12 protein-coding genes are annotated in these 21600 nt (G+C 71.9%); 7 read left to right on the top strand and 5 right to left on the bottom strand.

Translation table 11 applies throughout. From position 1 onward, the window contains the following. Window positions 1–64: 64 nt before the first annotated feature. The 4 genes from AB0A94_RS02915 to AB0A94_RS02900 form a co-directional block, all read right to left on the bottom strand. Complete coding sequence (locus AB0A94_RS02915) at window positions 65–3139, bottom strand: hypothetical protein (protein WP_361737855.1); 3075 nt, start codon at window positions 3137–3139, stop codon at window positions 65–67. Continuing rightward, window positions 3136–3954, bottom strand: a complete 819-nt coding sequence (locus tag AB0A94_RS02910; RefSeq protein WP_361737852.1) for a type VII secretion system-associated protein — start codon at window positions 3952–3954, stop codon at window positions 3136–3138. The genes AB0A94_RS02915 and AB0A94_RS02910 overlap by 4 nt, the downstream gene beginning before the upstream one ends. A 405-nt stretch (window positions 3955–4359) precedes the next feature. After that, entirely contained in the window at window positions 4360–5397 is a 1038-nt protein-coding gene (locus AB0A94_RS02905; protein WP_361737849.1) for a sugar-binding domain-containing protein, read from the bottom strand. 204 nt (window positions 5398–5601) lie between these two features. Beyond that, complete coding sequence (locus AB0A94_RS02900) at window positions 5602–8970, bottom strand: right-handed parallel beta-helix repeat-containing protein (RefSeq protein ID WP_361737846.1); 3369 nt, start codon at window positions 8968–8970, stop codon at window positions 5602–5604. Window positions 8971–9107: 137 nt separating this feature from the next. Here AB0A94_RS02900 and AB0A94_RS02895 point away from each other — a divergent pair, with 137 nt between their 5' ends. Then, window positions 9108–10310 (top strand): S8 family serine peptidase, encoded by a 1203-nt coding sequence (locus AB0A94_RS02895; protein ID WP_361737843.1) that lies wholly within the window; start codon window positions 9108–9110, stop codon window positions 10308–10310. A 202-nt stretch (window positions 10311–10512) separates the two neighbouring features. Here AB0A94_RS02895 and eccCa read toward each other — a convergent pair whose 3' ends face one another. Then, window positions 10513–14505 carry a type VII secretion protein EccCa gene (gene eccCa, locus AB0A94_RS02890; RefSeq protein ID WP_361737840.1) on the bottom strand — a complete coding sequence of 1331 codons (3993 nt, stop codon included), beginning with the start codon at window positions 14503–14505 and terminating at the stop codon, window positions 10513–10515. A 294-nt stretch (window positions 14506–14799) separates the two neighbouring features. On the opposite strand from eccCa, the gene eccD reads away from it, so the two are divergent. The 6 genes from eccD to AB0A94_RS02860 form a co-directional block, all read left to right on the top strand. Next, the gene (eccD, locus tag AB0A94_RS02885) at window positions 14800–16197 is read left to right on the top strand and encodes a type VII secretion integral membrane protein EccD (RefSeq protein WP_361737837.1); all 1398 of its coding nucleotides are present in this window, start codon (window positions 14800–14802) and stop codon (window positions 16195–16197) included. A gap of 22 nt (window positions 16198–16219) precedes the next feature. Beyond that, window positions 16220–17704: a type VII secretion protein EccB gene (gene eccB / locus AB0A94_RS02880; protein ID WP_361737834.1), complete on the top strand. Its 1485-nt coding sequence runs from the start codon at window positions 16220–16222 to the stop codon at window positions 17702–17704. A gap of 459 nt (window positions 17705–18163) precedes the next feature. After that, entirely contained in the window at window positions 18164–18418 is a 255-nt protein-coding gene (locus AB0A94_RS02875; protein WP_361737831.1) for a hypothetical protein, read from the top strand. Between the two features lie 86 nt (window positions 18419–18504). Next, window positions 18505–18825, top strand: a complete 321-nt coding sequence (locus tag AB0A94_RS02870) for a WXG100 family type VII secretion target (protein WP_361737828.1) — start codon at window positions 18505–18507, stop codon at window positions 18823–18825. Window positions 18826–18933: 108 nt separating this feature from the next. Next, entirely contained in the window at window positions 18934–19419 is a 486-nt protein-coding gene (locus AB0A94_RS02865; RefSeq protein ID WP_361737825.1) for a type VII secretion system-associated protein, read from the top strand. Window positions 19420–19437: 18 nt separating this feature from the next. Then, window positions 19438–21600, top strand: a 2163-nt coding sequence (locus AB0A94_RS02860) for an AAWKG family protein (RefSeq protein WP_361737822.1), incomplete at its 3' end; no start/stop codon positions are given.

Below are 21600 nucleotides of genomic sequence, written 5' to 3'. Positions count from 1 at the left end.
GGTCGTTCGCTTCCCCGCTGGCCCCGTGGAGAGGCACGCGCGGGTGATGGGGACGGACGGCGGGTCACGCTTCCGTTCCCACGTGGCCGGTACATCGCTCCGGCCAGGTCTTGTCCCGCTGGACGGGGAGCGCGCCGGCCAGTGCCTCCTCGAGACGGGACAACGCCTTGCGGTCGAGCTGGCTCAGCTCGGCGACCTCGTCCACGTAGGCCGTCGTGGTGGGCGGGAGTTCGCGCAGCAGAACGGTGGTCGAGCCGGCCACGTCCCGGGTGCCCAGCACGCGGAACCCGCTGCCGGGCGCGAAGACGACCTCTTCCGGACTGTCCTGCGCCTCCTCCGCGCGGTTCAGGAGCTGGCGCACCTTGCGTCCGGTGACGGACCAGACGGCGTAGGCCACGGGACGATCGCCGGGCAGCGGGCCGGAAGCGGCCAGCGCGCTGAGCGGGCCGGGATCCTGCAGCAACCGGCCCACCTCGGGCGGCTCCCCGCCCCCCTCGGCCGCCGCGCCGCGCAGGGCCACCCCGCGGTAGGAAGGGAGCCTGCGCAACGCCGATGCCAGACAGGCGGCGTAGGCCGACAGCCGGCCCTCGCCCGTGCGCAGGTCCCTGAGCAGCTCGCGGTGGTTGAGCGGCCCCTCCGAGGTCGTGAGGTAGGCGTGCGCGGCCACCAGGTCGGCCCGCGCCGCCTCCATCTGCTGGCCGCGCAGGGCCGGCAACCGGGTGAGCGTGCGTGCCACGGCGGCGGCGTGCCGCTCCCAGTCGGGGACCAGGTCCCGCAGGGCCGTCCGTTCACTGTCGCTGCTCACGTGACCCGGCACCAGCGCGAGAGCCGCGCCGGCCGGCGTCCGCGAGGACCGGGGCGCCGGTTCGTCGCCCCGGGGAACCGGCGCCCGGCCCGGGGCCCCCGGCGAAGCCCCGCGGGGCACCGCCGTGCCGGTGGGAGCCGGTGCGACGACGGCGCCGGCGTCCGTGTCGGGGGTGGCGGGGACAGGGGCGGCCGGGACGGGGGGCGGGCCGGCGTCCGTGTCGACAACGGCCGGGACGGGGGGCGGGCCGGCGTCCGTGTCGACAACGGCCGGGACGGAGGGCGGGCCGGTGACTGCGGGGTCGGCCGGACGCGCCCCGGCGGGAGGCTCCGTCGGGCGGGGGTCCCCGTCCGGGGTGCTGGGCCCGTCGCCCTCCGGGCTCGCGGACGGGCCGGCCGGCGAACGCCCTTCCCGGGTGCGGTCGGACGCCTCATCGGTCGCACCGGCGAGACGCTCGTCCTCCGGCGCCGACGGCCGCGGAACCGACGGCCCCGGCCCCGTCTCCGGTGGCTCGGCAGGCCGGTGGCCGGCCGTGTCGACGGCGGCAGCGGCCTGCGGCCCATATGCGGGAGCCGGGTGCGGACCGGCGCTCACCGCGGACGCGGCGGCAGGGGGCACCCGCGAGGAGTGGTGGTCCCCGCCGCCGACGACGCCCCGGGAGCCGGTTCCCGACAGGACGCCGAGCAGCGTCTCCTGCGACGGCGCGGCCGCGTCCGTACGAGGACCTGTCCCGGCTCGCCCCGGCTCGCCCCGGGCGGATGCGCCCGCACGGACACGACCACCGTCGTCGCGGTCTCCGTGCGGCACGTCCGTCCCCGGCGACGCAGGCCGGGGGGCGGGCACCGGGGCGGCCCCCCGATCTCCCTCGCCGTGGGGCACCGGCGCGGTCCGTGGTGTCGCGCCGTCCCGCCGAACCGTGCCGCGGCCGGTGGGAGAGGTGACGTAACGGATGCCCGGGACGGCGTGCTGAGCCGCGAGGCGGCGCAGTCCGCCGTCACCACTGAGGAGTCGGCCCCGCACCAGGAGCGTGACCCGTGCGGCGGCCCGCGGGCCGAGCGCGATGAGCAGTCGTGTCAGGGCCGGGAGGACCGAATCGTCCACCGGCCGTCCCGGAAGTCCCAGTTCGACTGTGCAGGTGTCCGGGTCCACGGCCAGCTCCGCCAAGGGCGGGGGCGGTCCTCCGCCGTCCCACACGACCAGGCCCGCCCTGGTCGCGGTGGCGTTCCACCGCTCCGTCAAGGACACCGTCCCCTTGCCCGGACCGCCCAGGGGCAGTGGGTGTCCGTCGGTCACCCGCAGCGGGGGCGGCTGTTCGTCCGGACCGGCGGGGCGGCAGGCGACGGCGCCCACGAACGGCTGCCATCCCGGCCTGCCGTCCGAGCCCACCACGGTCGGTCTGACACCGGACTCCCCGTCCGGGTGCGCGTGCAACAGCGGAACACCCGACAGGACTTCGACCTCGGCACCGAGCATGTCGGCCACCGACTGGGCCAGCCGCAGCACGTCCCGCCGACCGCCGGGGACCAGCCGCGCGGCGGCACGCTGAGCGGCCGGCAGCGCGCTGAGGACGGCGGCCACCTCGGCCGCCGAGACGTCCTCGGCCTGGGGCGCACCGATCACCACCGCGGGGCGTACGGCATCCATCGGTACCGCGAAACACAGGTGCAGCGGGTCCGGCCGCGGTGACTGGGCAGGACGAATCAGCACACCGGCGGGTATCTGCTCCACCAGGCACCCGTCGTCCGTCCGTGCCGGGAGCCGGCTCAGCGCGGCCTGCCAGCCCGGAGCAGGGGTTCGAGGGCCCAGCCTGCGGGGTGTGCCGTCGGGTGGGAAATGCCACCAGGCACCCGCGTCCGAGGTCTCGCCGTCCACGAACAGCGTCCCGCCCGGGGTGATGAGCACCGGGCCGTCGGGTGCGATGACGTCCAGCTGCCACGCGTCGGCGATCCGGCGGGCCACGCTGGTGCGGTCCGTCCGGTCGGCCCCGGCCCCCGGCATGACGAGTCGTACCCGCCGTGTGCCCTTGTTCCGCAGGGAGTCCAGCAGTGTGCCGAGCCGGGACCAGACGTTGTGCCCGGCCGGTCCGCCATCGGGCGTGCCGACCATCACGGTGACGGTGTCCGTCTCCGCGCTCACCGCACGCGCCACTTCGGCCAGGTCGGGCAGGTGCAGGGAGTCGTCCTCGAAGGAGCGCAGCAGCAGCAGTCCGTCCACGTCCTCGACGAGCGGGGCTGCCGCCGACAGCGGTCCGGCCCCGTCCGTCGCGGCCCGACCGTCCGCAGCGGGGCCGTGGCCCGCGCGCCGGCGCGAGCGGGCGGATGACCAGCGTTTCACCCCTGCGACCCACCGGATGCGGCCGTGGAGCCGCCGTCCTGGGCGCCCTGCTCCGCCGGCTCCGGTACACCGGTGGCGTCCGTGCCGGCAGCGGCGGGGGAGCCGCCGTCGGGGGCGTCCGAACCGGCGGTCGCGATCCGGCGCGCCGCCTGGGCCCCGTCGGCGCCGGCGGGGGCCGCGGCCTCCTCGGTACCCGCCGCATCGGTGGCCTCGCGCAGGGCCTGTGGGTCCAGAGTCATGCTGACCGGCCCGGACGGGTTGAGATACAGCGCGTGTCCCTCGGGAACCTGGGGCAGCAGGTCCTCGGCACGCACCAGCTCGAAGGCGAAGCGACCGGTGGTGTGCAGGAACACCGGAGAGGTGAACAGCGGGACGACGGGCTCCCCTTCAGGGGTGGTGGCGGTCACCGGCGTGCCCGCCGGACCGGTCAGCACAGCCACCTCGCGGCCCGCGAGAGCCCGCGCGACGGCCTCGCCCGGACCGTAGCCGGTCGCCGCGAGCTGTACCGCGGCGTCGACTTCGTCCTCCGGCTCCGGCCATCCGAGGGCGCGCGGCGAGGGACGGTACTCGGGATTGTCCTGCCACTCCTCGATCTCACCGTCGAGTCCCGACCGCCACCGGCCGACCGTCGCCCACTCGGGCGGCTCGCCGTCACCGGTCCAGGTGGGGTCCACCACGCCCAGCCAGTGGTCCGGGGCGAGCCTGCCCGCCTCGCGGATCTCGTCCGGGACGGGCGGACCGTCCTCGGCCGGCGGGCCGGTCACCGGCTCCTGCGCCGCTTCCGTGGTCGTCTCGTCAGGGGTCTGTGCGGTCATCACTGTCCTCGATCGGATGTCTGCGTGTGCCGGTCCGTCAGGAGAGTCGTCGGCGAACCGCTCCGGCGCGCCTCGCGGCGGCGGAGCAGGCGGGACCGTACGGGGCCACGACGGCCGTGGGGGAGGAAGTCACCGTGGCGCGACCGGGCGGGCGGGGCCGGACCGGCGCCCACGGGAGAAGAGCGGGAACGCGGGTCCGGTGCCGCTCCGCCCCCGGAGTGCCGTCCGGGGGCGGACCGCTGCCGAGCCGGGCGACGTTCCGTCCCCGGCCCAGGACCGCGTGATCCTGCCGAACCAGCTTAGCGGCCATGTCCGCTCCGCGTGCGACGAGGGGGCGACAACGAGCCCGGCGGAGTGCTCGACCGGTGTACGACGCGGCTTTCGCGGCGTACTCCTGACAGGCCATCAGTGATCGGCGGGCCGAGTCTCCGTCTTCGGCGCGGTGCCGTCCGGGCGGCGGACGGCCGACGGGCGCATGACCTGTACGGCCGTGTCCGCGTCGGTGACGACCCCGCTCAGGCAGTTCGACCGCAGGGCCGCCCGCAGCGCCGTCTGCGCGCCCGGGCCGCCGATGACGCCTATCAGCTCCGGAACCGCGCGCAGGGTCGCGGTGTCGATGCACATCATGCGGTCACCCAGGTCCGTGGGGACCGTACGGCCGTCCTCGTCGAATATCAGGCCGCATACCTCCGCGCGGGCGCCGCGGGAGTGGTACACCGCCCGTTCGCGGGGTGTCAAGGCGTCGTACAGGCCGGAGCCGCCCGCTTCCCATCCGCCGATCGGCACCACGGCCCGGGTCACCCGGCTGAACTGCCGGAGGGTTTCGGCGATCGACGGCTGACGGGTCAGGATGGCGGCCGTCAGTGCGTTGGGCAGTACCAGGGGTGTGTGCAGGGTGAAGGCCCTGCCGTCCGCCGCCGCGGCCAGTCGGAGCACCGGTTCCACGGCGTCGTCGCCGAACGGGTCGGGCGCCGCGGTGCCCGCCAGTTGCACCACCTCGCAGGGGGGCAGTCGGTCGACGGCCGCGGTGAGCGCGTCGGTCACCGGCCCGCATGCCAGGCCGAGCACATCGCCTTTCCGGGCGAGTTCGGTGACCAGCCGGGCGCCCGCCTCCGCGAGCAACGGCAGGACAGGTACGCCCTCGGCGCAGCCGCTGTCGTGCGCCAGGTCGACGACCACCGCGTGGCGCAGGGCGAACCGCTCCCGCATCAGCCGGGAGAGGGCCGTGTCGATCTGCGCCGGGACACTGATGTCGATGCGGACGATCTGGTGGGCGACGGCCGCTTCGAGCAGACGGGCCACCTTGAACCGGCTGATGCCCAGGTCCTTGGCGATCTCGACCTTCGACTGCTGCGCCCGGTAGAACCGCCGGGCGACGGTGGCGGCGAGCAGGACGTTCACGGGCGGCGGCGCCGTCCCCGCGTCCTGGTCCTCCTCTGTCATGCCGTCGTCCCTCCTTTTCGAACGGGGCGCGTCGTGTCGTGGTGAGCCGTGGTGCGGCACCGGTCCGGATGGTGGTACACGGGAACCGGCCGGTACGGCCACCGCCGCCTTCGGTGCTGGCAACGTGTCGCTCCTTGTCACGGACGGGAAACGAGGTACGGGGAAAACGATCTGTGCGCAGAACGGGCCGGGTGACTCTCCGGTTCACCGCGCGACCGGGATTTCCGGTGCCGGACCGGGCCGCGGGCGGACCCGGTGACCGCCGGGTGCGGGCAGGTCCTCGGGGAGCAGCGCGGTCAGCTGGTCGATGCTCGGTGCGCCGACCGCGGCGAGCCGCCGGGCCTGCCGGGTCATCATCGTCTCCAGCAGCTGACGCGCCAGCCGGGCGTTGCCGAAGGACCGGTCCCTGGGCAGCGCGTCCACGTGGGCACGCAGGGCGGCCAGGGTGTCGGTACCGCAGGTGTAACCGGATGCCGCGGCGTGGCGGGAGACGATCGTGACGAGCTCGTCAGTGGTGTAGTCCTCGAACGTGACGAACTTGGAGAACCGGGAGGAGAGACCGGGGTTGGAGGCGAGGAACCGCTCCATCTCCTCGGTGTAGCCCGCCACGATGACGACGATCTCGTCGCGGTGGTCCTCCATCAGTTTCAGCAGGGTGTCGACGGCTTCGCGGCCGAAGTCGTTGGAGGCTCCGCCCTCGGGTGTCAGGGTGTAGGCCTCGTCGATGAACAGCACACCGCCCAGGGCGCTGGTGAACACCTCCTTGGTGCGTTGCGCGGTGTGCCCGATGTACTGGCCCACGAGGTCCGCCCGCGCCACCTCCACCAGGTTGGATCCGGGCAGCACGCCCAGGGAATGCAGGAGTCTGGCGTACAGCCGGGCGACGGTCGTCTTGCCGGTGCCAGGGGGTCCGGTGAAGACCAGATGGTGACTGATACGGGGACTCGGCAGTCCGGCCGCGATCCGCTGGCGGGCGTTGGACAGCAGGCTGACCAGGTCGGTGACCTCGTGCTTGACGGACTCCAGCCCGACCATGGCCGTCAGTTCGGTCATCGGGTCGCCGTCGTCGTCCGTGTCCGGTGAGCCGTCGCCCCCGACGGCGGCCGCCTCGGCGTCCCCGACGTCCGCGGGCAGCAGCAGGACCAGGTCCTTCTCGCCGGGGTCCGCGGCGGCCGCGAGGCGGAAGGCCTGCCGGTCGACCATCTCTTCGAAGACCGCGCGGGCCGCACGGCCGTTGCCGAAGGCGGCGTCGCGGGTCATGCCCTCGAAACGCAGCACCAGCGCCTCCCGGGTCAGGGGCCCGAGTTCGTAGCGGTGCTGGGCGCACATGTGCTCGGTGATGGTGACGAGTTCGTCCACCGTGTAGTTGGTGAAGCCGATGGTGCGGGTGAAGCGCGAGGCGAGGCCAGGGTTGGCGGACAGGAACTGCTCCATCTGCTCGGAGTAGCCGGCCGCGACCACGACCACGTCGTCGCGGTGGTCCTCCATCAGTTTCAGCAGGGTGTCGACGGCCTCGCGGCCGAAGTCGTTGGAGGCTCCGCCCTCGGGTGTCAGGGTGTAGGCCTCGTCGATGAACAGCACACCGCCCAGGGCCCGGTTGAACGCCTCGGTCGTCTTGATGGCCGTACCGCCGATGACCTGGGCGACCAGATCGGCGCGTGACACCTCGACTAGGTGACCCGAGCGCAGCACCCCCAGCTCGGCCAGGATGCTGCCGTACAGCCGGGCGACCGTCGTCTTGCCGGTGCCCGGTGGTCCGGCGAAGATCAGGTGCCGGCTCATCGAGGCGACGGGCATGCCGAGGCCGCGACGGCGCTCGGCGAGCTGGTTGAGGTTGACCAGCGTTTCCACCTGGTGTTTGACGTTCTCCAGCCCGATCAGGGAACGCAGTGCCGCCAGCGGCCCCTCGTCGGTCCCCGGTTCCCCGGTCGCGCCCGGTCCGCCGGATGCGGCCGGCGCACCGGCGTCCTCGCCCCAGGCGTCCGGGTCGCCGTTGTCGGTGCTGGTGAGGGCGTCGACGGTGAGCCCGGCACCCGCCACCGCCTGCCGCAGTCCCGCGCCGCGGTTGTCGCGCACCACGCAGCGCAGGACGGAGACGGTCTCGGCGCTGTCCACCCGGACCCCGTCCCCGGTGCTCCCCGTCACTTCACAGGCGGTGAGCGTCCCGCGGCCCCCGGCGAGCACCTGGATGCCGTGGGCCCTCGCCCCGCTCACCCGGACCCGGTCCAGGGCCACCTCGGCATCGCGCCCCACGCTGATGCCCGCGTCGGCGCTGCCCTCGATCCCGCAGTCCCGCAGGGTGGCCTGACCGTGCTCGCCGACCAGTACGCCGCTCTGCCCGGGGGCGAGCACCATCGTGTCGTGGATCTCCGGAGCGGCGTAGTCGTCGATCTTCAGGCCGGCTCCGGCCGCCGCCTCGATCTCGCAGTGCTCAAGGCGGCCCCGGCCGTCGCCGGTGACCTCCACCCCGTGGCCACCGGAGCCGGTGATCCGCGCGTGGCGCAGCAGGGGGTTGGCGAGGCCGCGGACGAGGACGCCCGTCGCGGCCGCCTTCTCCACGCTCAAGTGGTCGAACTCGGCGGTGGAGTCGTCCGCGACCAGGACGGCCGCGGTCGGATCGGAGCAGTCGCGCACCACCGTCTCGCGCAGCAGGGGGGAGCTGCCCTCCAGGACGCGAACGGCGGAGCCCTCGGCGCGCAGGAACTCGCAGTTCTCGAAGGTGCCCCGGGAGCGGTCCATGACCAGCAGGCCGCTCAGCTTCGTGCGCCGGGTGACGCAGTGGCGCAGTGCCGGGTCGGCACCGCCGGTGACGACGACGGCGTTCTCCGCGAGCGACTCGAATGTGCAGTCCTGCACCTCGGGGCGGGCCACGCTGGTCACCAGCAGCCCGACGGACGTGTGGTGCACGGTGGTCCGGATCACCCGCGTGGAGCTGTGGCCCTCCAGGGCGATACCGGGCTTGTCGGTACCTGATATGTCGCAGTTCTCGACGGTGCCGGTGGCCTCTCCGGTGGCCAGGACGCCGTTGGCCCGCGCGCCGCGGACACGGCAGCCGCGGATCAGCGGCCGGCCGGTCTCGCCGATGACCACCGCCGATGTGCCGAAGTTCTCGAACGCGCAGTCCTCCACGACGCTCTCCGCCTCGGAGGTGTCCACGAACCCGGCGCCCCCGGGGTTGGACACCCGGCTGCCGCGCGCGGCCAGCGAACCCTTCGCGCGGGCCAGCAGCGCCGTCCACCCCGCGCCCACGATGGTGCAGGAGTCCAGGGCCACCTGGCCGGTCGGGATGTCGACGACCGCGAGTTCCTTGTCGCGGCCGCGCAGCGTCACGCCGCTGAGCATGACGGCGTCCGCCAGCAGCGTGACGGCGCTGCCCGAGCCGGGGCAGATCTCGACCGCGCCCGGATCCCCCTCGGCGACGATCGTCACCCGGTTCCTGATGACGAGGTTCTCCGCGTACCGGCCGGGGTGGACCCGGATGACCGCGCCGGTGCGGGCCTGCGCCAGGGCCTCACCGATCGTCCGAAGTCCGTCCGGCCGGTGTGCGCCGACCATGAGTAGTTGCCGTGACACGTGCCTCAGACCTCCTGCTGCTGTGCGGAACTCAACTCGCCGGTATCACGGCAAAGTTGGCGGCCGACGGGATGCTCACCACGCGTATCATCCTCGACATGGCTTTTTTCATGACATACCGTTATAAGTCCTGTGCGGTGGCTGCCGCTGTGCTGCTGACGGTCACCGCGGTGCCCGCCGTGGCGGCACCGGGTGCCGGGGGCCGGACCCAGGACCCGGGCACCACCCTGCTGCCGCCGCTGCCGGTCCGTCTGGGCGACGGACGGCCCTGCACCGGCGCGTCGAAGACCACCGCGACCGGTGCCGTCTGGTCGCAGACCGTCCTCGGTCTGTCCGCGGCCCAGCGCGTCGCCCGGGGTGCCGGGGTGACGGTGGCGGTGGTCGACACCGGGGTCTCCCCGAACGCCCCCGCTCTGGCGGGCAGGGTGACGACGGCCGCCGGAGCGGGCGCCGACTGCGTCGGGCACGGCACCTTCGCGGCCGGTCTCATCGCCGCCGCCGAACGCAAGGGCAGCGGTGTCGTCGGCGTCGCCCCCGAAGCGGACGTACTCGCCCTGCGGGGCACCGACGACCGGGGGGTGCCGGACGTCGCGCTCGTCGCCGACGCGATCCGCACGGCCGCCGACCGCGGGGCCCAGGTCATCTACGTGGGCCACACCCTGCGCACGGGCCGGGGGGAGCTGACCGACGCCGTCGCCCACGCGGCCGACCGGGACGCGCTGGTGGTCGCGCCCGCGGCCCCCGACGCGGTGCCGGACGAGGAACTCGGCCCGGACGGGGAGCAGCCCACGGGCCCCTACTGGCCGGCCGCCGCGCCCGGGGCGCTGGCCGTGGTCGACTTCGGCGCCGGCGGCACCCGGCAGGACAACGCCCCGCCCGCCTGGGAACCGGACCTGGCGGCACCGGGCAGCGGCATGGTCAGCATCGGCCCGCGCGGCTCGGGCCACTACATCGGGTCCGGCGCCTCGCTGGCCGCGGCCGAGGTGGCCGGCGCCGCCGCGCTGGTCCGGGCCCGGCAGCCCGGGCTGAGCGGTGCCGAGGTCCGCCGCCGGCTGCTGGAGACCGCCTATCCGGCCGACACGCCCCGGCTCGATCCCACCGCCGCGCTGACCCTCGTGCGGGACGCGGACGACCGCGGGACGGAGCCCGCCGGGGCCCCGTCCGCGCGGCTGCCCGCCGCAGCTGATCGCGGACCCCGTCATCGTGCTCTCGCCTTCACCGGCGCCGTGACCGGTTTCGTCCTGTTGATGGGCTGGGCCGCGGTGGTCGTACCCCGCGGCCGGTCCAGGGGCTGGCTGCCCCCGGCCCGCCCGGCCGGCCGCATCGCGCCCCCCTCGTGAGACCTGCCCGCGGCCCCGCCACCGGTCTCCGTGCGGCGACCGCAGCGGGGCACGCGGTGGTGGGGAGCGGTCCGGGGGCGGCCGGTCCCGCGGTGCCGCCGGTTCACGGGCACGGTGCGGCAGTTCGCGCGGTGTCCGTGCGCGGCCGCGCGGCGGTGGGCCCGGTCCGGCCGGCGAATCCGGGCCCGGCCCGGCCGTGCCGTCACCGGGACTCCTCCAGCAGCGGCGTCTGCACCTGGACGCTCTTGCGGCGGGCGATGCGCAGAGCGCGACCCGGAATCAGCTCACGGCCCTTGACACTGCCGAACAGGAAGCCCTCGCTCGGCGGGCAGGACATCAGCAACGCGGGCGTGTTGAGCTCCTGCAGCTTGCGCAGCATCGACTCGCCCAGACCGCGTCCCGCGCCGGCGGACGAGCGGGCCGCCACGATGTGCAGTCCCACCTCCCAGCCCAGCACGAGATGGTCGAGCAGCGGAGCGAACGGCTGCGTCATGGGGCCGGACCCGATCATGTCGTAGTCGTCGATCAGGATGAACAGCCGCGGGCCCGTCCACCAGTCACAGAGCTTCATGCGCGCCGGGGCGATGTCCTCGCCCGGCTGCCGGCCGCGCACCGCCTGGGCCGCCGCGTCGATCAGTTCCGTGAGGACGTCCGCGGAGACGGCGTGTCCGAGCCGGTACTCCTCGGGGACGGCCTCCACCAGCTCGCGCCGGTAGTCCACCACCATGATCCGGGCTTCGGCCGGGGTGTAGCGGTCCATGATGCCCTTGGCGACCACCCGCAGCAGGTTGGTCTTGCCGCACTCGTCGTCGCCGACCACGATCATGTGCGGGCTCTCACCGAAGTCGTGCCAGACCGGCTCCAGTTCGTTCTCATCCAGGCCGACGGCGATCCGCAGCGGCCGCTGCGCGGGCGGCGGCGGCAGTTCCGCCAGGGGCAGCGTCGCGGGCAGCATGCGCACCTGTGGCGCCACCGGCCCCGGCCAGCTCTCGGCGATCGAGGCCACGAGCCCGGCCACGCCGTCCGCCAGGTCCTCGGCGTCCTCGACACCGTCGATGCGCGGCAGCGCAGCCAGGTAGTGCAGCTTGTCCGGGGTCAGCCCGCGCCCCGGGCTGCGCGGCACCGTCGCCGCCTTGCGGGAGTCGATCTGCGAGTCCATCGGATCGCCCATGCGCAGTTCGAGCCGGGTGCCGATCTGGTCGCGCACCGCCGAGGACAGCTCCACCCAGCGGGCGGTCGCGATCATCAGGTGCACGCCGTAGTTGAGTCCGCGCGAGGCGAGCGCGGAGATGGTGGGCAGGTGACGGTCGAACTCCTGCCGCATGGTGGACCAGCCGTCGACGACCAGGAAGACGTCACCGTGCGGCTCGTCGGGGAACTCGCCCGCGGCACGGCGCCGGCGATAGGTGGCCATCGAGTCGATGCCCTGCTCGATGAAGAACCGCTCCCGCCGGGCCAGCACCGAGTTGACCTCGGCGACGGTGCGGCCCACCCGTTCGCTGTCCACGCGGGTCGCCACCCCGCTCAGGTGCGGCAGCCCGGTCAGGCCGACGAGCGTGCCGCCGCCGAAGTCCAGGCAGTAGAACTGCACCTCGCGCGGTGTGTGGGTCAGGGCCAGGGCGGTGATGACCGTCCTGAGCAGCGTGCTCTTGCCGCTCTGCGGTCCACCGCCGACGGCCAGGTGGCCGCCGGCGCCGGAGAGGTCCACGGTCAGCAGATCGCGCAGCTGGTCGAACGGCCGGTCGACGATGCCCACCGGCACCGTCAGCCTGCCGCGCGACGGCCAGTCGGTCGTCGTGAGACCGAACCGCGGATCGGGAGCCACCGGCGGCAGGATCTGGTCCAGGGTCGGCGGCAGGCCGAGCGGCGGCAGCCAGACCTGGTGGGCCGGCGGACCCGAGGCGCGCAACCGGTCCAGCGCCACCGACAGCAGCGTGTCGCCGTCGTCTGCGGTGTCCGCACCGGACGCGGTCTCCTCGCCGTCGTCCGCCGGGGCGCCGTCCGCCGGGGTCCGCGGCACCACCCAGTCGGCCGTCCACGGCACCACCTGCCGGGCCACCTGCGCCAGTACCGCCGGACTGCGGTGCCGCTGCTGGTACGGACCCGAGACGTACGCCGCCCGGAACCGGGTCAGCGCGTCCACCCCGCTCTTGAGGAAGCCGCTGCCCGGCTGCGAGGGCAGCTCGTAGGCGTCCGGGACACCCAGTACCCCGCGGCTCTCCATCGCGGAGAACGTCCGCAGCCCGATCCGGTACGACAGATGGCCTTCGAGCTGGTGCATCCGCCCCTCGTCCAGCCGCTGGGACGCCAGCAGGAGGTGCACCCCGAGGCTGCGGCCGAGCCGGCCGATCATCACGAACAGCTCCATGAAGTCGCGGTGCGCGGCGAGCAGTTCGCTGAACTCGTCCACGACGACGAAGAGACTGGGCAGCGGCTGCAGCGGCAGACCCGACTGACGCGCCTTCTCGTACTCCAGGGCGGAGGTGTAGTTGCCCGCCGCGCGCAGCAGTTCCTGCCGGCGCATCAGCTCGCCGTGCAGGGCGTCCTGCATCCGGGCGACCAGGGACACCTCGTCGGCCAGGTTGGTGATCACCGCCGAGGTGTGCGGAAGCTCGTCCAGGCCCAGGAAGGTCGCCCCGCCCTTGAAGTCGACCAGGACGAAATTGAGGGTCTCCGAGGAGTTGGTCAGGGCCAGACCGAGCACCAGTGTCCGCAGCAGCTCGCTCTTGCCGGAACCGGTCGCCCCGATGAGCATGCCGTGCGGTCCCGTACCGCCCTGCGCCGACTCCTTGATGTCGAGCTCCAGCGGCCTGCCGTCGCTGCTCACCGCGATCGGGACCCGCAGCCGCGCGCTGCCGGTGTGGCGTTCCCACAAGGTGGCGGGGTCGTGCCGGTACAGGTCCGGGATGTTCAGCAGCGCGGTCAGTTCCACATCCGTGGACAACGGCTTGGTGTCGTCCCCTCCCACGCTCATCCGGTACGGCGCCAGCAGCCGCGCCAGCGCCCTCGCCCCGGCCGGGCCCATCCGGTCGGGGCGGCCCAGCAGCGCCGTCTGCTCCTTGCGGTCCCGGTCCGTACGGATCAGCGAGACCTCGCCGTCGAGCACCTCGAGCCGCAGCGTGGTCCGCCCCGGCTTCCAGGTGAGAGCGCCCGACAGGTCCAGCACCACGGCGTTGCGGTACCCGTGGCCGTCGAAGCGGTGGCCGCTCGGCACGGTGGAGCCGTCCAGGACGATCACCATGTAGGGCTCTTCCCGTCCCGGCACCGCGTCCGGGTCGGCCGCGGGACGCTCCTGGAACTCCGGACCCAGCAGGTTCTCCAGCTCGCCGAAGGCCGAGGTGACCAGCCGGGCCGGGCCGGCCCCGTCCTGCTCGTGCCGGTGCAGGCTGTGCGGCAGCCACTTGGCCCACTCCCACTCGGCCCGCCGCTCGTCCGAGACGCACAGCGCGATCCACAGGTCGTCGGGGGAGTGGAAGACCGCGAGCTGGGCCAGCAGCGCGCGCGCCAGATCCCGGATACGTTCCTCGTCGCCGCGCAGCAGCACCTTCGACCAGGCCCGCAGATAGATCGCGACCGGCTGGTCGCGTACCGTGGAGTAGGCCCGGGTGAAACTGCGCAGCGCGTGCGCCGACTGCGGCTCCAGGTCCTCCACGGGTTTCGTCGCCAGCGGGGCCAGCCGCATCGCGATGCGCTGGTCTCCCACTCCCATGCGCACCTCGGCGAAGTCGTCGTCGGACGCCCGCCGTTCCCACAGCCTGGTGGTGCGCACGAAGGACGACAGCGTGCCGGGCTCCGGATGCCGCCAGGCCAGGGCGCGCTGCTGCTCGCCGATCGAGGTCCGTACCTTGCGGCGGGTCTGGGCGAGGTAGCGCAGGTAGTCGCGGCGCTCGCCCTTCATCCGCTGCTTGCGCTCGGCGTTGCGACGCATCACCTGACCCACCATCATCGCGGCGGATCCCAGCACCATCATGCCGAGCGCGACGTACATGAACCCGCCGCTCGAGCCGCTCATCCCCGGGCGCATGAACATCAGCATCATCGACACCGACATGAGGGCCATCGGCAGATACGTCCAGACAGCGGAACTGTCCGGCACGACCTCGGGAAGTGTCGGCGGCTCCTGGAGACTCAGCTCTCCGGACGGCAGTTCCGGGCCGCGACGGCGGGCCGGCCTCCGGAACAGGATCACGCTCAAGGAATGGCCTCCTCAAAGAAGTCCGGGAAAACATGTGACGAAGTACTGCAGTGCGGTGAGTTCCACCGGAGAAAGGAGAACCCGGCATTGCTGTGGGATGAAAAGGGGTACGTTGCAAAAAGTGGTTCCGGAGAACCCGACGGTTAGCGCGGTTGCGTATTCCCGCGTGGTGGCGTAGAAATCACGGCACACGCGCCCCGCTCATATCTCTCGCTGCCTTCAGCAGCCAGGCCGGCGCGCCCGAATTCAGCTTCCGTCACACCCGCACCGGGTCTGCAGAGAGCGTGACCACCCATGACAGATACTCAGGCGGCCTCGCTGTGCCGCCTCACCGTACGTGCTCCGGCCAGGACCGTTGACCTGGCGGTGCCCTCCGATGTCCCCGTCGCCGACCTGTTGCCCACTGTGATCGGCTACGGAGGGGAAGACCTGGCGGAGTCCGGCCTGGAGCACGGAGGCTGGATACTGCAGCGCCTCGGCGGCCCACCGCTCGACCCCGAGAGTACCTTGAACTCACTCGGCCTGCGTGACGGTGAGGAGCTTTACCTGCGGCCGCACACCGAGGCGCTGCCCGAGGTCCATCTCGACGACCTCGTCGACGGTATCTCCACGAGCATGCAGCGGCGCCCCCACGGCTGGTCCGCCGAGGCGAGCAGGCGCCTGCTGCACGGCCTGGCCGTGGCCGTCCTCGTCGTCGGGCTGATCCTCCTGGCCCTGCCCGGAGCGCCCGGCTGGGTCAGGTCCCTGACCGCCGCCGTCATCGGGATGCTCCTCGTCGCGGGCGCCGGGTCCGCCACCCGCGCGGTCGGCGACTCCGGAGCGGGCGCACTCCTCGGCCTCGTGGCCGGACCCTACTTCGCCCTGGCCGGATGGCTGCTGCCGGGAGGCGACCTGGGCGGAGCCGACGGCCACGCCGTGCTCGGAGCCCGGCTACTGACCGCCTGCGCGGGCGGAGGCGGCGCGGCGGTGCTCGCCCTGGCCGCGGTGGGCATGTACCCGGCGCTCTTCTTGGGCCAGGCCACCCTGGCCGTCGCGGGCGCGCTCGGCGCCGGCCTGGTACTGGCGGGCCTCGAGGTCGAGGAGGCGTCCAACGTCGTCGCGGTCGTCGTCGTGCTCTTCGGGGGTTTCGTCCCCTCGCTCTCCTTCCGTCTGGCGGGTATGCGCATGCCACCCCTGCCGACCAACGTCCAGCAGCTCCAGGAAGGCATCGACCCCTACCCGGCCGCCCAGGTCGAGGAGCGGTCGACCCTGGCGGACGGCTGGATGACCGCGTTCTACGGCGCCATCGGCATTCTCTGCCTGCCCTGTCTGACCGGGCTGCTGGTCTCCGCCGACCCCGCCGAGATCTGCACCGTCATCGCCCTGTCCCTGCTGCTGCTCCTGCACAGCAGGGGGCTCGGCAACGTCTGGCAGCGCCTCTCGCTGACCACGGCCGGTGCCTGGGGAGCCGTCCTGCTGACCTTCGCCGCCGCCCGGACGGTCGGCGGCGGGGACCGGCTCGCCCTGATCGCCGGCCTGATGGGCCTGGCCGTCGTCGTGGTCGTCGCCTCCTGGACGGTGCCCGGCCGCCGGCTGCTGCCCTACTGGGGGCGGGCGGCCGAACTGCTGCACTCCCTTGCCGCCTTCAGCCTGATCCCCCTGCTGCTCTGGTCGGTGGGGCTCTACGGCTATCTGCGCGGCCTCAACGGCTGACCGATCTCGGAGAACGGCGACCATGCACAGCAAACGTGACCAGATCCAGGCGCACCTGTTCATCATGGGCAGGCTGGCCTCGGCCATGCTCAGGAGCGACCCCGACGAACCCGAGAGCCCGCTGGGCCGGACCAACAGAGGTGCCGCGATCGGCGTCCTCATCGCCCTGCTGATCTGCGCCGGCTTCTTCGTCTTCGGGCTCGTCAAACCGGGCGGGAACAACACCTGGCGCTCCACGGGGAACCTGGTGCTCGACAAGCAGACCGGCGCCCGCTACCTCTACCTCGACGGACGGCTGCGCCCGGTACGCAACTACGCCTCCGCCCAGTTGCTCGCGGGCGGTGAGCCGACGGTCAAGTCGGTGCGCACCGATTCGCTCAAGGGCACCCCGCACGGCACGCCCCTGGGCATCCCGGACGGCCCCGAGGCCCTGCCCGCCGCGGCGGACCTGGACACCGGCCCCTGGCTGGTCTGTTCGGCGGTGCGCACCCGCAGCACCGATGTCGTACAGCCCGCCACGGTCCTCGCCATCGGAACGGACGCAGCGGACCAGGTGCCGGGCGCCCGTGGCCTCGGAAACTCGGAAGCGGTGCTGGTCAGGGGCTCGGACGGGACTTCGTACCTGGTGTGGCGGGGCATGCGGCTGCGCCTCGACGCGGACGCGAACGCGGCCGGTTCCCTCGGCTACGGCGGTACCGACGCCCGCCCCGTCTCGGCCGCCTTCCTCGACGCCTTCCCGCAAGGCCCCGACCTGGCCGCGCCCGAGGTGCCCGGACAGGGGGCGCGAGGTCCCTCACTCGCGGGCCGGAGCAGCCGGGTCGGCCAGCTCTTCCGCGTGACCGTGCCCGGTTCCGGACCGCGGTACCACGTGTTGCTGAAGGAGGGACTGGCCCCCGTCAGCGACACGGAGGCGCTGCTGCTGATGGGTGACCCCCGGACGCGGGTGAAGGCGTACGGGGGTGCGGACGTCACCGTACGCCTCCTGGGAGCCGACGCCCTGAGCGAGCACCTGGCGCCCTCCTCCGCCGCGGTCACCGATGCCGCGCTGCCCGCCACGCCGCCCCGGCTGGTCTCCGTGCCCGCGACCTCCGTGGCCTGCGCGGGTGTCGTCTCGGCCGACGGCGAACTCGCGGTGGACGTGCGCCTGCTGCCGGACACCGCGCTGCCGGAGCCCGTGCAGAACCCGGCGCCGCAGGTCCAGCCCGCCTGTCTGACGGTGGACGCGGTGGCGGTACGTCCGGGGAAGGGGGCCCTGGTCAACGCGGTCGGAGCCGGCGGCGACGTCCTGGGTGACACCACGTACGCGGTGACCGACGACGGGGTGAAGTACCGCGTCACCTCCCAGGACGCGCTGAAAGCACTGGGCTACGGCGACGCGGAACGCGTCGCGGTGCCCGCCCAGTTGCTCTCCATGCTGCCCAGCGGACCGGACCTCTCCCCGGCCGCGGCGCAGAACGGGACGGCACGGATCAGCCTGCGCTGCCCCGCGAACGGAACGGACAACTGAGGCGAACCGCCGTGTGTGGCCTCTCGCCCACCTCAGGAAAACCTCAAATCTTTCCCGGACTCATCGTGGTGCCGCGCTGACGGCTGGTGACCGGAGGTGGCGGCGAATGTCCCATCCGTCCGGTCCTCGGCGGGGCGGTGCTCAGAAGAGCGGCCGCGATAAAGTCCGCCGCCGCTCTATTGAGAGTTATTCGAGGAGGTAATTGGTTCGGTGGTGAAGGTGGGTAATTGCCAACGTTCGGAATCTCTGTTTAGCATCGGAGGCCCATGATCCGGTGATCCAACGTGCCGGCGCAGCTGTGTTGTCGGCCCATGGGGCACAGACCCCATGGCTCGGTGACTTCCACCACCGAAAGGCAAGGTTTTCATGGCCATTCAGCAGTCAGAAGAGCAGGCGACGCGCAACGGAATCACGGCGCTCCAAATGGCGCACACCGGCGTTTCCAGGTGCCAGCAGGATGTGCAGAGCACCTCGGCCACTCTCGCCAACGCCTACGGGGGTGTCGACGGCGGCGAATTCCAGAAGCTGCTGTCGCAGTGGAACGGCTACGTCGACACCATCCTCAGGAACATGAACCAGATGATCGACGAACTCGAGGAGACCCTCAAGTCGAACCAGCTGCTGCAGAGTTCGACGGTCGACAGGATCGGCGAGCAGGCCTCCCGCGGACCGGCCGTGTTCGACGTCCTCAGCGGGTCCGCGGCCGGCCGCTAGGCCCGCCACCGCTCCACTGCTTCCTCCGCGGGCCCCGCCCACTGGCCCGCCGGAAATGCCACTCTCTCGGCGAAAACGAGGACCACATGAGCAACTTCAGTGACGGCTACATCCATGTCGACTTCCTGCACGCGGACAACGCGGGGCAGGACATGATTCAGCAGTCGCAGGCCATCGCCAACATCGTCGCCCATCTCGAGAACGAGCTCAGCGAGCTCAAGCAGAGCTGGATCGGTGAGGACAAGGACGCCTACACCGAGGTGCAGAAGGCGTGGGACACGGCTGTGGACAACATCTCGAAGCTGCTGGGTCAGTACCAGTTGCTGCTGCAGGAAATCACCGGGGACTACTCGCGCCAGGCGCGCAGCCGGTCGGAGGCATGGCAGTCCGTCAAGATCGGCGCCTGATCACCTGACCGCGTCCCGTGTCGTCGGCCCGGCCGTGCCGGGCCGGGCCGGTGACACGGGTCGTCCGACCACCGGATGCCGCGGCATCCCGCCTGGATGGGGAATGGCATGGCCAAGACCGAGACTCTCGACGTCGACTTCCTGAACCAGTTCATCAGGAACCACATCGAAGAGTTCACCAATGATCTGTCGAAGATCATGAAAGATGACGCGAACGGAAACGCGATCACGTACATCGCCGAGGGGAAGCTGACCCCGGGCACCCTGGCACTGACCAAGCCACTGGCCATCGGCCGGATGGCCGGTGACAACAGCGGTGTCGCCGGCGCCTCGCTCAACAAGGCGATCCAGGCGATGGCGGAGAGCATCAGCAAGGTGATCAAGGATCACCAGGTCCTTTTCGGGGACATCGAGCAGGCACTCCGGGACACCATCACGGAGATGAAGCAGACCCAACAGGCGAGCCTGGACAAGATGTCGTCCACGAAATTCACCGAAATCTTCGAGCCCGTGCAGGGTGACCTGAGCGGTTCGGCTCAGGATTCGACCTCGACCTCGACCTCGGCCACCGGTGCCGGGTCGAAAAGCAGCTAGGCGCCCCGGAGTACTGACATGGTCGACGCGCAGCGGAACAACGATGACAACTGGAAAAAGGCAGTTGACATGCTCACGGGTTATATACTGCCCGAGAGGGGTGCGCTGTTCGACCAGCTCAAGGGCAATGACGGCATTCCGCTGATGCATGTGCGACTGGACCGCGTCGGGCGAGCTCCGGTCTCCGGCTTCATCGCGTCGGGTGGCTGGCAGACCCAAGGCACCGACTACACCATCCCGTTCTACCGCAACTACGACCATCACGATCAGACCTCCTCCGGCACCAAGCTCGACGCCTATCGGGTGCACATCACCTTCATCGGGCGCTCCGGCAGCGCGCTTCCGCCCAGCGGGGACGACGTGCTGCAGGGAACGGAGAGGACGAGCGAGTACCTCAAGGACAAGGGCGGCTGGAACAAGGAAGGAGGATACGTCGAGTGGAACACGCAGCCCCTCGCGCAGTATGTGAACGGTTCCTCCAGCGCCCTGTGGCAGTTGATGCTCTGGCCCTTCAGCACCCAGGGCTACGAGAAGTACGGCATTTCCGTAGCCGACGCTGACGCCGTCGACCTGGGCTCCTTCAACGACGCGGCGAAGACCTTCGACCGTGTCGTCAAGTTCTTCGAGGACGCCGCCGACACCGTCGGGCAGTGGGAGAAGGAGGACATCGGAGACGGCAGCGAGTCGTGGGCCGGCACCGGCGCCAGCATCTTCAAGGAACTCATTCACAAACTGGCGCAGAACTACAAGGGTTACGCCGAGCAGGTCGGCGGCGGCGACCACGGCTCGTCCAACATGCTTGAGGACAACGCCGTCACGTCGAAGCCGGCGCGTGCTCTCGCCGAGGCGCAGACGCTCCTCTACAACGCGGCGAACGACCTGCACACCGCCTGGCGGGCCTGGAAGCCCGAAAGCTCCCCGCATCGCTGGCTGTACGACATGCTGCAAGAGGCCCGCATGCATGTCCTGGACAAGAACATCACCCCCACGGAGATCGACACCGAAGGGGGGCCTCGGCATTACCGGACCATTGTGCGCGCGGCCGCCGGGTTCCAGGTCGACATCTCCATCGGCGGCACATCCTATGGCGTGATCGACGACATGGAGACCTGGAAGAGGATCGGCGACGAGGCGGTCCGTCGGTGGACCGAATCCGCCCAGCAGGTTCTGGGAGTGGCCGGCGCCCAGGCGATCACGAAGATAAATGATGCATTGCAGACGGCGTCGGCAGCGTTCGACACCACCGTGACGGACAAGGACAAGCGTTCCCTGTCCGACATCGCCACCAAGGAGGAGAACAAGAAGGAGAAGGCCGACACCGCCAAAGAGAAGGCGGACGCGGCGAAGGAGAAGGAGGAGGCGAAGAAGGAGAGGGAGCAGGAGAAGGCGGAGGCCGCCAAGGAGAAGGAGGCGGCGAAGGAGGAGGCGGCCAAGGAGAAGGCCGCGGCCAAGGAGGAGCAGGCGAAGGAGAAGGCGGAGGCCGCCAAGGAGAAAGAGGCGGCGAAGGAGGAGGCCGCGAAGGAGAAGGCCGCGGCCAAGGAGGAGCAGGAGCAGCAGAAGGCGGAGGCCGCGAAGGAGAAGGAGGCCGCGAAGGCGGAGCAGGAGCAGCAGAAGGCGGAGGCCGCGAAGGAGAAGGAGGCCGCGAAGGCGGAGCAGGAGCAGGAGAAGGCGGAGGCGAAGAAGGAGCAGGAGGCGGCGAAGCAGCAGAACGAGCAGGACCGCGCCGACGCGAAGAAGCAGGCCGAGGAGCAGTCCGCTCTGGCGGCCCAGCAGGCGACTCAGCAGCGGGCCGACGCGGAGAAGGACCGGGCTGCGGCCAAGGCGGAGGCCGCGAAGGAGAAGGAGGCCGCGAAGGCGGAGCAGGAACAGCAGAAGGCGGAGGCCGAGCAGGAGAAGGCTGCCGCGAAGGAGGAGCAGGAGCAGGAGAAGGCGGAGGCGAAGAAGGAGCAGGAGGCGGCGAAGCAGCAGAACGAGCAGGACCGCGCCGACGCGAAGAAGCAGGCCGAGGAGCAGTCCGCTCTGGCGGCCCAGCAGGCGACTCAGCAGCGGGCCGACGCGGAGAAGGACCGGGCTGCGGCGAAGAAGGAGCAGGAACAGGAGAAGGAGGCCGCGAAGGCGGAGCAGGAACAGCAGAAGGCGGAGGCCGAGCAGGAGAAGGCTGCCGCGAAGGAGGAGCAGGCG

It is taken from the genome of Streptomyces sp. NPDC044984 (assembly GCF_040646935.1).
Classification (GTDB): Bacteria; Actinomycetota; Actinomycetes; order Streptomycetales; family Streptomycetaceae; genus Streptomyces.
The sequence above is the reverse complement of the archived record's forward strand: the minus strand, read 5'-3'. Positions and strand labels throughout refer to the sequence as shown.